Below are 12,718 nucleotides of genomic sequence, written 5' to 3' on the forward strand. Positions count from 1 at the left end.
CCGCGGGACTCGGGCTCGTCCATTTCCCCGTCGCCCAGGAACGCCCAGACCTGCTGGTCGGAGGTGTCCTTGATGCCGCGGTTGTGCAGGTACCGGTTGGACTGGGCCTGGTAGATCGCGTTCATCGGGCCGATGCCCATCGAGACCGTGGGGAATTCCCAGAACTCCGGCATCAGCCGCGGGTGCGGGTAGGAGGAGAGGGCGTGGCCCTCCTTGGACTTCTCCTGCCGGAARCCGTCCATGTCCTCCTCGGACAAACGGCCYTCCATGAAGGCCCGGGCGTACATGCCGGGGGAGGCGTGGCCCTGGAAGAAGACCTGGTCCCCGCCGCCGGGGTGGTCCTTGCCGCGGAAGAAGTGGTTGAASCCGACCTCGTACAGSGTCGCGGCCCCGGCATAGGTCGAGATGTGCCCGCCCACGCCGATRTCGGCCCGCTGCGCCCGGTGCACCATCACCGCGGCGTTCCAGCGCAGCCAGGCCCGGTACTTGCGCTCGATCTCCTCGTCGCCGGGGAACGGGGCCTCCTGGTCCACCGGGATGGTGTTGACGTAGTCCGTGGTGGTGACCATCGGAACACCCACGCTTTGCGCCCCGGCCCGCTGGAGCAGGCTGCGCATGATGTACTGGGCACGCTCGGTGCCCTGTTCCTGAATCAGCGCATCCAGGGACTCCAGCCACTCGGCGGTCTCTTCCGGATCACGATCAGGCAGCTGGTTTGTCAACCCGCTGAGGATATGGGAGGTATCTTCTCCTGCAGCCACGTCCAACCTCTCTTTGAGCGCATCCATCGGCACCCTCAGCTCCGGGCAGGGTGACTGCCTGGGTTGAACGCGACGTGTGCGACATATCGGTTACAACAGCCCGGTCGTATGCGCCGGGCAAGGTCCAATCACGGTACGCCTGCCTGTAATYAGYCGGGCGGTTGCCCGSGCAGGCGTAGTCGTCATCAGCCACTCTAGCCGTGCGGGCAGACCGATGCGTAGCCGCCGCATGGACCCGTCGTCGTATTTCACGGGCATACTGGTTGTGTGACGAAGGGCTGCCCTGCAGCCTTCGGATCGGCCTGTGTGACGCAGAATATGGCGGATCGCGGGGTCAACAGCTTGAAGCGAGAGCTCAAAGGGTGTTGGCTTGGAGTAATGGAAATCACTAGTGCCATTGAAAACATGAAGCAATTCACAAAACATAGGAGCAACACGTGAGCGAGGCCGACGCCGCCACTTCGGTAAATGTGGCGGAGAAACTGGGTTTCAAAGACGGGGACCTGATTCAGGAATTCGGTTATGACGACGACGTCGACTTCGACTTGCGTGACGATATCGAAGATCTCACGGGCTCTGAACTGCTCGACGAGGACGATCACGAAGTGGTCGACGCCGCCATTCTGTGGTGGCGGGCAGGTGACGGAGACCTTGTSGACACCTTGGTCGAYTCGCTGACCACCCTCACCGAGGGCGGCGTCGTATGGGTCCTGACTCCCAAGTCGGGCCGCGACGGCTAYGTGTCGCCGGCAGACATCCAGGATGCYGCCCCCACCGCGGGACTTCACTACACCACCTCCGCCGGCGTCTCGAAGGACTGGAGCGCCACCCGTCTGGTCACGCGGAAGAACAAGTGACCCAAGCGGTCCAGCATGAGGCCGCTGCGGTGWCTCCCGCGGCGCTGCCCGCCGTGACKCCAGTTCCCGGCGTCGGGGATTCCGCRCCGGAATTCGAACTTGTTAATCAATATGGCGAACCGGTGCGCCTCTCGGATTTCCGCGGACGCAATGTCGTGGTTGTCTTTTATCCCTTCGCTTTCTCCGGCATCTGCACCGGCGAGCTGTGCGAAATCCGKGACAACCTKGCTCTGTTCGAGGACGCCAACGCCGCGGTGCTGGCAGTCTCGGTRGACAGCAAGTTCGCCCAGCGGGCCTACGCCGAAAAGGAAGGCTACGGTTTCGACCTGCTCGCCGACTTTTGGCCGCACGGCGCGGTGGCATCGGCCTACGGGGTGTTCGACGCCGACAGCGGCATGGCACTGCGCGGCACCTTCATCATCGACGCGGCGGGAATCGTCCGCTACGTCGTGGTGAATCCCCGCGGCCGGGCCCGGGACCTCGGCGAATACCGGGCCGCCCTCGCAGGGCTCAGCGGGAATTGATCCGGTGAGGCAGCGGCGGCCAGGAATCGGCATGACAGGATTTGCCAGCCTCCCGCCCGTCACGGCCGCCGAAGCCGGCGATACACCAGCACAACTCCTGCAGGGCGAGCTCGAGGTCCTGCAGGACATCCGCGGCGTCCTGTCCGGGGGACAGTTCACCGTGCTGACTGGCGCTGGCCTGAGCACGGATTCGGGCATTCCGGATTACCGCGGGCCCGGCGCCGCGCCGCGGATGCCCATGACCTACCAGGAGTTCATYGGCGAACCGGGGAACCGGCAGCGCTACTGGGCCCGCAACCACATCGGCTGGTCGCACCTGCGCCGGGCCGATCCAAATGACGGCCACACCGCTGTAGCCCGGCTGGAGCACCGGGGGCTGCTTACCGGACTCATCACGCAGAACGTGGACCGCCTCCACGAGGACGCCGGCAGCATCAACGTCGTGGACCTGCATGGCCGGTTCGACCAGGTTGTCTGCCTTGACTGCCACCGGAGGTTCAGCCGCCGGATGCTGGCCGGGATCCTGGAGGAACTCAACCCCGGGTTCCTGGAACGGGCGGAGGCGGCCGGCGCCATTGAAATGGCCCCGGATGCCGATGCCACGGTCGAGGACTCCGAACTGATCGAATCCTTCGTCGTCGCCCGCTGTCCCGCCTGCGGGGGCACCCTGAAACCAGACTTCGTGTACTTCGGCGAAAACGTGCCCAAGGACCGTGTCGAGCGCGCGTATGCCATGGTCGACGCGGCCCGGGCGCTCCTGGTGGCTGGCTCGTCGCTCACRGTAATGAGTGGCCTGCGTTTTGTCCGCCACGCGGCGAAGCAGGGMAAGGCCGTGGTCATCATCAACAGGGGACCGACCCGCGGCGACGACCTCGCCACCATCAAGCTYGACTCCGGCGTCAGCGGCGCCCTGACCTGGCTSGCCGCCGAGCTGCCGCCACTGTAGTCCGMCGCKGCRGTCCGCCCGCTGCAGGWGGGAGCRGGCCGATTGGCGCTTGGCCCGTGGCATCCGGTACAGTAGCTGTTCGTTGGTTGAAGCGCTTGGGCGCGGATACCGCGGTTTTGGGTCTTTAGCTCAGCTGGTAGAGCGCCACGTTTACACCGTGGATGTCATCGGTTCGATCCCGGTAGGACCCACCACAAGAAAACCCCGAGAAACCCCGTYATTTCCGGACCGCWTGGTCCGCCGAGGACGGGGTTTCTTGCTTTCTAAAGACGCTTAGGCGCTTTTCGGCGACGGCTCGTTTGGGCCGCTGATGGGCTCGACTGTTCCTTCAAGGAGGGCGTAGGCGTTGGCGAGGCGCTGCACGGCCTGCGACTGGTTGGTCGAAACGCCAACCTTCACGATTGAATCCAGCACAATTGCTTTCGCCTTCTCCAGTTTCTGAGCGTTTGATTCAGCCATCTTGGATTCCCCTTGTCATCCGTCCAGGGCGCCCTGTACGCCCCGGCACGCGTCGAACGTACCATCTGACCTGAAATGTCTGACATTAGTGACGGGACGTGAAGTGCGGTTCCCTCGTCCTAAGTCCGGGCCGCGCAGAGTACAGTTAGGTGATTTGTTCAGCTTCGAATGACCATTGGGGACAACTATGTTCTACGGCGTCACCCGCTACAGCCTCTTCTCACCCGGATCGCACTCTTGGAAAACGTCCCGCAGCGGCGTTTTCAAGACCCCGGAGGACTACATGCAGTATCTGTTCTCCGAAAAGCGCCTCAATCTTCGGGCTGAGATGTTCTTCGAGAAGGCCGTGCCTGCCCTTTCCGCCATGGCGGAGAACCATGACTACAAGCACTTCGTGATGTACTCCAAGCTGCTGCCAAAGCGCCACCAGGAAATCCTTTTCGCGGCCGCCTCCAAGTACCCGTTCCTGGTCCCCGTGGAATGGAACGACGTAGTCCGGGGAACGGGCATCGAAGAAGTGAAGCCCCTGATCGAACAGGATCTCGCCGGTAAGTTCGCCGCCGACGCCGGAGTGCAGCCCGTCGCGTGGTTCCGCCTCGACGACGACGACCTGCTCGCCGCTGACTACCTGACGCACCTTGAGGAGTACCGCACCCTGAACCACGTGGGGATGGCAATTTCATTCGGGCTCGGTCTGACCGCCTACAAGGGCGAACGCGAGCTGGTGAACTTGCGGGAGTTCTATCACCCGAAGTCCGCCCAAGGCATGGCGTTCGTATCCGCTTTCGACCCGAGCGAGCGGAGCCTCTCCATCGTTACGCCCGGTCCGCACCACGGTGTCGATCAAGTGATGCCAACCATTCTGGACTCTCGGGAGCACATGTTCTTCCAAGTCCGTCACAGCGATCAGGACTCGACCCTGAATGAGACGCCGCACGAGCGCGTCGCGGCCTCCTTGGCGCGGCTAGACAAGCTTCCGGCCGTGCGGGCGGCGGATATTTCTGCGGGGAAATGGCCGAGCCTTATTGAGGACATCGTCCGCGGCGAACCCGCGCCGCACGAGCTGTCCGCGCCCGGTGCGGAACCCCTGTGCCTGACCGAGGAGACGGAGCTGACGTTTGCGTTGGACACGGGAATCGAGGCGGGGCTGGTCGAGTTCGAGTTTGAGTTCGAGTCGAAAAGCAGGCTTCAGGGAGGTTTTGCCATGGTTTCTTACGATCTGCACGGCGCGGAGGGCATGGATCCTGCGGAGCTCGGGTTGCGGAAGAGCTCCACGTTTGGGTGGAGCCGACAGGTGTGGTCGAAGAGTGCGCGCGGCGTTGTGCGTCAGAGCCTTCTCCTGCCGGAAGGTGTCAGCATCTCCGGCATCACGCTGMGGGGCAAGAACCGTCAGCCGGCAGACGTTTTCATCCGCTTGCGCCAGCCCCGGGTCGTGGCGGTACACGCCGCCGGCTAAAGGTTAAGGCCCGAAGCCGGCCCTTGGGACGCTGATCGGGSCCGGCCCGGGACTGCGGCGTCGGTCCGGGACCCAACTTGCCAGTACCCAGAAATTGTCGGTGCTCCACCCTAGCGTGACAGGCATGGAGCACGTGATGGTGAAGACCGGCCCGGATGGGCGGCCCCTGGCGGTAGTACGCGGGGGCAGGGAGTGGATGATCGGGGCCGAGCCGGTGCGCTGGTTCGAGCGCGTCAGCTGGTGGGAGGCCGAGCGCCGGATGCCCAAGGGCCTGAGCCGGGTTGACGTCGAGGTCTGGCAGGTCCAGGCAAGGCTAGGGCGCAACCACGGGTCGGCCCTGACCACCATGGAATTGATCCGGGACGGCCTCGGCGGCGGATGGCGGCTTCGGGGGGCTGTCGCGGACGCCGCRTAGGCTGCAGCGGGCGGGAACGAGCCGGGCGATCACGAACGGTCAAACGGTCCGCCAGCTTGAATGCTGGACACGACACGGACACTGGCCGGGCCCGAAAACCGGGCATTGGAAAAGCCTTCCACCGCGACTATTGGGGGATGCCGCGGTGGAAGGCTTGTAATGAATATACCGTGAACTTTTGGAAATGTGAAACACCGCCAGGGTTTCAGCGCGGCATAATTACGCCAGTCGCTGGCCTAACCAGGGCCGACGGACCCCTCCCGCCTAGGATGATTGCATGACCGCCACGCATGCCCGCCGAATCGCCAGAGTCCGCCCCGTTTCCCGCGCCACCGAGGACGAACACTTCTTCGTTKCCAACGACGAACCGGACTTTGAGAGCGCGGCCGGCAGGGCGTGGACGGTAACCACCTCCCCGTTCCCCGGGTCTCCGGCCAACGCCGGCAGCCTGCACCGTAGTGGCTGGGAACTCGGCGCAACCGTGGATGAGGCATCGTTCACGTTCCTCTCACCCAGCGTCCCGGCCAACGTCCTGGGCATGGCCCACAACACCGGCCGCCCGGGCCGCGACCTGCCGCCGCAGGCYTTCCACAAGGCGACCACCAGTGTGGTGGGCCCGGGGGACGCAATCGAACTGCGGCCGGGCGTGGGCCGCGTCGAGCCGGAGGCCGAACTGACTATCGTCGTCGGGAGCAAGGCCCGCGGCCTGACGCCCGGCAATGCCATGAGCGCCATTCTGGGCTACACCATTGGAAACGACGTATCCGCCAGGGACCTGCAGGCATCCGATGAACTGTGGATCAGCGCCAAGAGCCAGGACACGTTCACACCTGTGGGCCCATGGATCGTCACGGACCTGGCGGGTGAAGACCTGGCAATAGGCATCGAGCAYAACGGAGCCCAGCTGAAGGCGGCCAGTTCTGCCGACCTTGGCTGGAAGGTGGAGGAGATCCTCACCTACCTGACCTCGTTCATGACGCTGCACGCCGGCGACCTGGTGCTGACAGGGTTCCCGGCCGAGTGCGCGCCCCTCGCTGCCGGCGACACCGTCACCTGCCACATTGCAGGCATTGGCGAACTGACCAATCCCGTGGTGGCCGCCGGCTGACGGGCCGGCGGTCTCCAGCGAAGGGCGCCGAAGTGCGGGCAGCGGCCAACGGGGCCGGGCGGGCCCGGCCACCGACACATGCGGTGCATTATGATGGTTAGTGTTCAGCTGACTGGACGGCATTTGAATGAGTGGCGCGGCGACTTGCGCGCGATACCTGAAGGAGAATCATGGCCGATTCCCGAGTTCCCCGAACCTCCGACGGATTGGGGAGCGCGTCACCCGCACCGGCCGTCACCCGAGCCGCCGCTGTGCTCGAGGCCCTGGCCGCATCGGCGACCGGACGCCTGACGCTCAGTGATCTGGCCAGGGAGCTGGGAATCCCGAAGTCCTCAACGTCCAACCTGCTCCTCGCCCTCGAGGAGGCCCGCCTGATCAACCGCCAGGGCGCGGACTTCACCCTCGGGCGCAAGTTGGTTGAGCTGGGTGCGGCGTACCTGAGCCGCCTCGACGAGGTCCAGGAGTTCTACCGCTTTTGTGAGCAGGCTCCGACACTGTCTGGCGAGACTGTCCGCATCGCCATGCTGGACGGAACAAATGTCATCTATCTGGCCCGCTACGAAGGGCACCCGGCGGTACGCCTGACGTCCAACATCGGCGACAAAATGCCGGTGTCCCTCTGCGCCGTGGGCAAGGCCCTGATAGCGCGACTGCATGACCATGACGTCGAGGACATGTTTCCGGACRACGCCGAACTGCCGGTCCTGACGCCGAAGTCGCTGCGCACCGGAGCAGAACTCAAGGCCCAGCTCGAAGTCATCCGGTCGCAGGGCTACGCCTTCGAGGACGAGGAATCCACCACTGGCGTCGTGTGCCTGGCCGTGGCCGTCCCCACGCGCGGCGCACATGGTCCCAGCCTTGGSCTCTCGGTCACGGCGCTCAAGGCGACCTACTCGGATGAACAGGGCGCCATGATGGTCAAGGAACTCAGGGACCTCGCCCGGTCTCTTGGCAACCCCATGGGCTAGGGCCCATAACGCCGGTCGTCCTGAGTCGCCACGAATAAGTCTGATTATTCATTGGCTAGCCGATCACTATGCTGTACTSTGTTCAACATAGTGATCGACTCCTTGAGGGGTTGCTCACATCCCACCAGGCCAACGGGGTTCTGGAGTGTTCTTGAGGGAGTGCTTGTGACAACTCGTACTAATACACCGCTGGCTGACACGGACGGCGCCGTCGTCGATCCGGAACAGCTGCGACGGGCAACGCTTGCCAGCTCTGTAGGCTCCGCTCTGGAGTACTACGACTTTTATATATATGGCCTGGCCTCGGCCCTCATCTTCGGCCCGCTATTCTTCGCGCCGCTCGGTGAGGACGGAGCCCTGATCGCCTCCTTCGCCACATATGGCGTCGGATTCGCGGCCCGACCCTTCGGCGGCATGGTCTTCGGCTACATCGGCGACCGGTTCGGCCGCAAAATGGTCCTCATCCTCACCATCGGCCTGATGGGCACCGCCAGCTTTGCCATCGGCCTGCTGCCGACGTACGAACAGGCGGGCATGCTGGGCGCCGTCCTCCTGGTGATCCTGCGCATCTTCCAGGGCCTGGGTGCCGGCGCGGARCAGGCCGGCGCCACCACGCTGATCTCGGAGGTCGCACCGCGCCGYCGTCGTGGATTCTTCGCCGCTCTCCCGTTCGTCGGCATCCAGCTGGGCACCCTGCTCGGCGCGGGAACGTTTGCCCTGATTGCCATGGCCGACAAGGCCGTTCTGCAGGGCTGGTTGTGGCGGGTGCCCTTCCTGGCCAGCGTGTTCCTGATTCTGGTGGCCCTCTTCATACGGCTCCGCCTGAAGGAAACGCCGGTGTTCCAGGAGTTGGAGAAGCACAAGAATGTGGCCAAGAACCCCATCGGCCAGCTGTGGAAGCACTCAAAGAAGAACGTGCTGATCGGCATCGGCCTCCGGATGGGCGAGAACGGCAATTCATCGATCTATTCCGCCCTGCTGGTCGCCTTCCTGGCGGCAAAGGATGGAGTCTTCCCCGGCGACAAGTTCATTGGCCCGGTCGGCCTGCTCATTGCCGCAGGGTTCGCAGCCGTCATGGTCATCACGTTCGGCGCGCTGTCCGACAGGATCGGCCGCGTGCCTGTCTACCGCTACGGTGCGCTCTTCCAGGCGCTCATCGCGCTGCCGGCGTTCTACCTGGTGACACTGGGCAACGTCACGCTCGTCTGGGTTGTCATGGTGGTGGGCATCGCCCTCGGTGTTCAGTCCATGCTCGGCCCCCAGTGCCCGCTGCTGCCCGAGCTCTTCGGCTCGCAGTACCGCTTCACCGGAGTGGCCATGAGCCGGGAGTTCTCGGCGGTCCTGGCCGGCGGACTGGTCCCGCTGGTAGGCGCCGCGCTGCTGGCCGCCACGGACCATTCCTGGCTGGTGCTCGCCATCTACTCGCTGGTGCTCGCGCTGATCTCGTTCGTCACCACGTTCTTCACGCCGGAGACGGTGGGACGCGACCTCGTCCTCATCGAGGACGCGAGCTAGGCGTACCCGAACAACAGRTCCGCAAGCCGCGGCCCCTTCCTGCCAGGAAGGGGCCGCGGCCTTTTGTACGACACGGGAAGCGCCTGGCGACGCGCAGAATACCGGGCGCTACCGAAATACCGGCGTCGACAGTCRGGATGCGCGTCGCCAGGCGGGAGTTGCGTCGCCGGCCAGGACTCGCGTCGCCAACCGGGAGTGCCCGACCCCGGAGCCCCCAGRCGCAAAGAGCGGCCCCTCCGTTTCCGGAAGGGCCGCCCTGGGTGGTGATGCGGTGGCGCYGCGGGGCAACGGCCTAGTAGAAGTGCACCGTGTCCACGAGGTGGGGCAGTTCGCCGCCGTCGAGGTAGGTCCGCAGGTTGCTGGCGAAGCGCTCGGCGATCAGCCGGTTTTCGGCCGCGCTGAGGGCAGAGGTGTGCGGGGAGACCATGACCCTGGGGTGGGACCACAACGGGCTGTCCTGCGGCAGCGGCTCCACGGCAAACACATCCAGGCAGGCGTAGGAGACCTGGCCGTTCTCGAGCGCTTCCAGGAGCGCCTCTTCATCCACCACGGTGCCGCGGCCCACGTTCACGAAGACGGTACCGGGCTTCATGGCAGCGAAGGCCGCGCGGCCGAAGAGCTTCTCGGTGTATGGCGTGCCGGGAAGGGTATTGACGACGGCGTCTGCCGTGGCCAGCAGGCCCGGCAGGCCGTTGTTGTCCGTGACCTCCTCGATCCCGGCGATGGCCTCCACGGTCCGCTTGGTGCCGCTGACGCTCATGCCCAGGGCGCGGGCGATCCGTGCGGTCTCGAGCCCGATCTCGCCCAGCCCGGTGACCACCAGGCGGGAGCCGTTCACCAGGCGGGTAGGGGTGCGGAGCTCGGGCCAGACCTTGGCCGCCTGGTCCTGGGTCAGTTCGGCGCTGCGCTTGAAGCCGTTGAGGATGCCGAAGACGGCGAACTCGGCGAGCGGCAGGGCATGCACGCCGGCCGAGGTGGTGACCTTGAACTTCTGCAGCGTCTCGGCGTCCAGCCCGGATGCCTTCACGGCACCGCCGGCGCCGGCCGCCATGGCGTGGATCCACTCAAGCCGGGGATTGCTGCCTGCGATCCGGGCAAGGCCCGCCGGGCTTTCGTTGGGGAGCCCGTACAGCACCTGGGCCTTGTTGAGCATGTCCCAGTAGCGCTCCTCCTGCTCCGGCGTCCTGCGGAAGTCCGGATCTCCCGAGTGGTCTGCGGGAAAGCGTTCCGGCGGCAGGAGGTCGGGCTCGTAGAGGACGGTCACGGACGGGTCTACGGCGCGGATGCGTTCCACAAGCTCTGCTTCGAGCGGGACGGCGATCGCGACGGTGGTTTTGGTCGTCATAGTGTTCATCATACTGAATGGAGGCTAGAATGCTGAACAGATTTCAAAGATTGACCACGACGGATTGACCACGACGAAGTGAGGCAGCATGGAGATGGACCGTAAAGAAGCCGGCTTTGTCGGCCTGGGACTGATGGGCGCCCCGATGGCCGCCAACCTCCTCGCGGCAGGGTGGGCCGTCACKGCCTGGAACCGCTCTTCACCAGCCCTGGACGCCTTCGAGGCCCTCGGTGGCTCCCGCGTGGCGGCCGTCGAGGCGCTCCGGGACCAGCCGGTGATTGTCTTCATGCTCCCGGATCTGTCCGACATTGAGGATGCGACCCTCGCCCTCCTGACGGAGTGGGCCGCCAGGCCGCCCGCCCCCGGCACCGCCGTGGTGGTCATGAGCAGCGTCTCGCCCTCTGTGGTCAAGGAGTTCGGCAAACGGGTCGCGACGGCGAGCGGAGGCAACGCCGTCGTCGTCGATGCGCCGGTCAGCGGCGGGACGAAAGGTGCGGTGGAGGGAACCCTCGCCATCATGGCCGGCGCCAGCGAAACCGACTTCCGGCGGCTCCTGCCGCTCTTTAACGCAATGGGCGGCACCGTGCGGCGGCTGGGTCCGCTGGGCACGGGGTCGCTCGCCAAGGCATGCAACCAGCTGATCGTGGGAAGCACGACGGCGGCGCTCGCCGAGGCCGCCGAGCTCGCCGAACGCTCCGGCATGGACGTGGCGGCCCTCTACGACGTGCTCGCCGGCGGCCTGGCCGGCAGCCGGGTCCTCGAGGTCGTGGGTCCCAGGCTCGCCGCGAAGGACTACGAACCCACCGGCCCCGCCAAGTTCATGCACAAGGACCTGTCCTTCGTGCTCGAAAGCGCCGACGCCGTCGGTGCCGCGGTGCCGATGGCCTCCGCCGGCGTCGAGCTCTACGCGGAGCTCAAACGCCAGGGGCTGGGGGACCGGGACCTCGCCGTCGTACGGCAAACCATCTCCAATCTCAGCGACAACATCAGATGCAACACAACAGACAGCACACCAGTCAAGACCAATTGAGGATCAGCAAACCATGAGTGGACTTTTTGACCTGACGGGGCGGGTAGCCCTGGTGACCGGTTCGAGCCGGGGGATCGGCAACGCGCTGGCGCGGGCGCTGGCGGATGCCGGGGCCACGGTGGTGCTTAACGGCATCAACGGYGAGCGGCTCAAGGCCGCSGARGCSGCGATGGCCGCGGACTACCCGCCGGGGCGGGTGCACGGCTGCGCGTTCGAYGTCACCAGCGACRCCGAGGCSGCCCGGGGCRTCGCGTGGGTGGAGGAGCATGTGGGGCCGCTGGAGATCCTGGTGAACAACGCCGGCATCCAGCACCGGGTCCCGATGCTGGAGCTGGATGTGGCGGACTGGGAGCGGGTGATCTCCACGGACCTGACCAGCGCGTTCCTGGTCGGGCGGGAGGCGGCCCGGCACATGATCCCGCGCGGSCGGGGCAAGATCATCAACATCTGCTCGGTCCAGACCGACCTGGCCCGGCCCACGATCGCCCCGTATGTGGCSGCCAAGGGCGGGCTGCGGAACCTGACCCGGGCGATGACCGCGGAGTGGGCGGGGTCCGGGCTGCAGATCAACGGGATCGCGCCGGGCTACATCCACACCGAGATGACCCAGAACCTGGTCGATGACGAGGGCTTCAATGCCTGGATCCTGGGCCGGACCCCGGCGCACCGGTGGGGGACCGTGCAGGACCTGGCCGGGCCCGCGGTGTGGCTGGCCTCGGACGGTTCGGACTTCGTCAACGGCCAGACCATCTTCATCGACGGCGGAATGACGGTGGTGGTCTGATGGGCGGCARCACAGCACTTCCCGAGGCAGCGRCCGAGTCTGACATCTCCGAATCTGACACCTCCGGGTCGGCCCTGCCCGGGTCTGCACTGCCTGTTTCGGGCCTGGCGGTGGTGGCCCACGCSGCCGGTGACCTGCGGATCGAGGACGTGGCGCTGGCGGCGCCGGCCCCGGAGGAGGCCGTCGTCGAAGTCCGCTACGGCGGGATCTGCGGTTCGGACCTGCATTACTGGCTGCACGGCGCGGCGGGGGAGTCCATCCTGAGGGCGCCCCTGGTGCTCGGGCACGAGGTCTCCGGCACGGTGGTCCGGGCCGCGGCGGACGGCACCGGGCCCGGTCCGGGCACGGCCGTGGCGGTCCAYCCGGCCACGCCCGGCCCGGGCGCCGCCCGGTATCCGGCGGACCGGCCCAACCTCTCCCCGGGCTGCACCTACCTGGGCAGCGCGGCCCGSTTCCCGCACACCGACGGCGCSTTCAGCCGGTACGTGAACCTGCCGGCGCGGATGCTCCGGGCGCTGCCCGCGGGCCTTGACCTGCGCACCGCGGCGCT

The 12,718-nt window shown here is 66.0% G+C and carries 13 protein-coding genes, 1 tRNA gene and 1 pseudogene; 12 read left to right on the forward strand and 3 right to left on the reverse strand.

Going from position 1 to position 12,718, the window contains the following annotated elements; all coding sequences use genetic code 11:
- Window positions 1–788, reverse strand: a pseudogene (locus AC1DEY_RS21755) (pyruvate dehydrogenase (acetyl-transferring), homodimeric type); the annotation flags it as partial.
- Window positions 789–1,198: 410 nt separating this feature from the next.
- Here AC1DEY_RS21755 and AC1DEY_RS21760 point away from each other — a divergent pair.
- The 4 genes from AC1DEY_RS21760 (at window position 1,199) to AC1DEY_RS21775 (ending at window position 3,282) form a co-directional block, all read left to right on the forward strand.
- A complete protein-coding gene (locus AC1DEY_RS21760) occupies window positions 1,199–1,618 on the forward strand; it encodes a DUF3052 domain-containing protein (protein WP_018773429.1) in 420 nt (139 codons plus the stop codon).
- 29 nt (window positions 1,619–1,647) lie between these two features.
- Window positions 1,648–2,142 (forward strand): peroxiredoxin, encoded by a 495-nt coding sequence (locus tag AC1DEY_RS21765; RefSeq protein WP_476869812.1) that lies wholly within the window; start codon window positions 1,648–1,650, stop codon window positions 2,140–2,142.
- Window positions 2,143–2,173: 31 nt separating this feature from the next.
- Window positions 2,174–3,088, forward strand: coding sequence for an NAD-dependent protein deacetylase (locus tag AC1DEY_RS21770; RefSeq protein ID WP_476869802.1), 915 nt, complete (start codon window positions 2,174–2,176; stop codon window positions 3,086–3,088).
- Between the two features lie 118 nt (window positions 3,089–3,206).
- A tRNA-Val gene (locus AC1DEY_RS21775) sits at window positions 3,207–3,282 on the forward strand.
- A 79-nt stretch (window positions 3,283–3,361) separates the two neighbouring features.
- On the opposite strand, the gene AC1DEY_RS21780 is transcribed toward AC1DEY_RS21775, so the two are convergent.
- A complete protein-coding gene (locus AC1DEY_RS21780; protein ID WP_476869803.1) occupies window positions 3,362–3,547 on the reverse strand; it encodes a hypothetical protein in 186 nt (61 codons plus the stop codon).
- Window positions 3,548–3,734: 187 nt separating this feature from the next.
- On the opposite strand from AC1DEY_RS21780, the gene AC1DEY_RS21785 reads away from it, so the two are divergent.
- The 5 genes from AC1DEY_RS21785 to AC1DEY_RS21805 all read left to right on the forward strand — a co-directional run bounded on the left by AC1DEY_RS21785 (window position 3,735) and on the right by AC1DEY_RS21805 (window position 9,009).
- Window positions 3,735–5,003 (forward strand): glycosyltransferase, encoded by a 1,269-nt coding sequence (locus AC1DEY_RS21785; RefSeq protein ID WP_476869804.1) that lies wholly within the window; start codon window positions 3,735–3,737, stop codon window positions 5,001–5,003.
- Window positions 5,004–5,127: 124 nt separating this feature from the next.
- The gene (locus AC1DEY_RS21790) at window positions 5,128–5,418 is read left to right on the forward strand and encodes a hypothetical protein (protein WP_441408697.1); all 291 of its coding nucleotides are present in this window, start codon (window positions 5,128–5,130) and stop codon (window positions 5,416–5,418) included.
- Between the two features lie 277 nt (window positions 5,419–5,695).
- Complete coding sequence (locus AC1DEY_RS21795; RefSeq protein ID WP_476869805.1) at window positions 5,696–6,526, forward strand: fumarylacetoacetate hydrolase family protein; 831 nt, start codon at window positions 5,696–5,698, stop codon at window positions 6,524–6,526.
- A gap of 170 nt (window positions 6,527–6,696) precedes the next feature.
- Window positions 6,697–7,494: an IclR family transcriptional regulator gene (locus AC1DEY_RS21800; protein WP_476869806.1), complete on the forward strand. Its 798-nt coding sequence runs from the start codon at window positions 6,697–6,699 to the stop codon at window positions 7,492–7,494.
- A 159-nt stretch (window positions 7,495–7,653) separates the two neighbouring features.
- Window positions 7,654–9,009 (forward strand): MFS transporter, encoded by a 1,356-nt coding sequence (locus tag AC1DEY_RS21805; protein ID WP_476869807.1) that lies wholly within the window; start codon window positions 7,654–7,656, stop codon window positions 9,007–9,009.
- A 292-nt stretch (window positions 9,010–9,301) separates the two neighbouring features.
- Here AC1DEY_RS21805 and AC1DEY_RS21810 read toward each other — a convergent pair whose 3' ends face one another.
- Window positions 9,302–10,366, reverse strand: coding sequence for a D-2-hydroxyacid dehydrogenase (locus AC1DEY_RS21810; RefSeq protein WP_476869808.1), 1,065 nt, complete (start codon window positions 10,364–10,366; stop codon window positions 9,302–9,304).
- 82 nt (window positions 10,367–10,448) lie between these two features.
- Here AC1DEY_RS21810 and AC1DEY_RS21815 point away from each other — a divergent pair, with 82 nt between their 5' ends.
- The 3 genes from AC1DEY_RS21815 to AC1DEY_RS21825 all read left to right on the forward strand — a co-directional run.
- Window positions 10,449–11,384, forward strand: a complete 936-nt coding sequence (locus AC1DEY_RS21815) for an NAD(P)-dependent oxidoreductase (protein WP_476869809.1) — start codon at window positions 10,449–10,451, stop codon at window positions 11,382–11,384.
- 13 nt (window positions 11,385–11,397) lie between these two features.
- Complete coding sequence (locus AC1DEY_RS21820; RefSeq protein ID WP_476869810.1) at window positions 11,398–12,168, forward strand: SDR family oxidoreductase; 771 nt, start codon at window positions 11,398–11,400, stop codon at window positions 12,166–12,168.
- On the forward strand, window positions 12,168–12,718 hold a 551-nt coding region (locus tag AC1DEY_RS21825; protein WP_476869811.1), incomplete at its 3' end, for an alcohol dehydrogenase catalytic domain-containing protein. The genes AC1DEY_RS21820 and AC1DEY_RS21825, both read left to right, overlap by 1 nt.

This window comes from Arthrobacter sp. 05T47 (assembly GCF_056395825.1).

Coding starts and splice junctions, on each gene's coding strand:
- AC1DEY_RS21810 (WP_476869808.1), bottom strand. CDS start 10,366: ATGATGAACACTATGACGACCAAAACCACCGTCGCGATCGCCGTCCCG.
- AC1DEY_RS21780 (WP_476869803.1), bottom strand. CDS start 3,547: ATGGCTGAATCAAACGCTCAGAAACTGGAGAAGGCGAAAGCAATTGTG.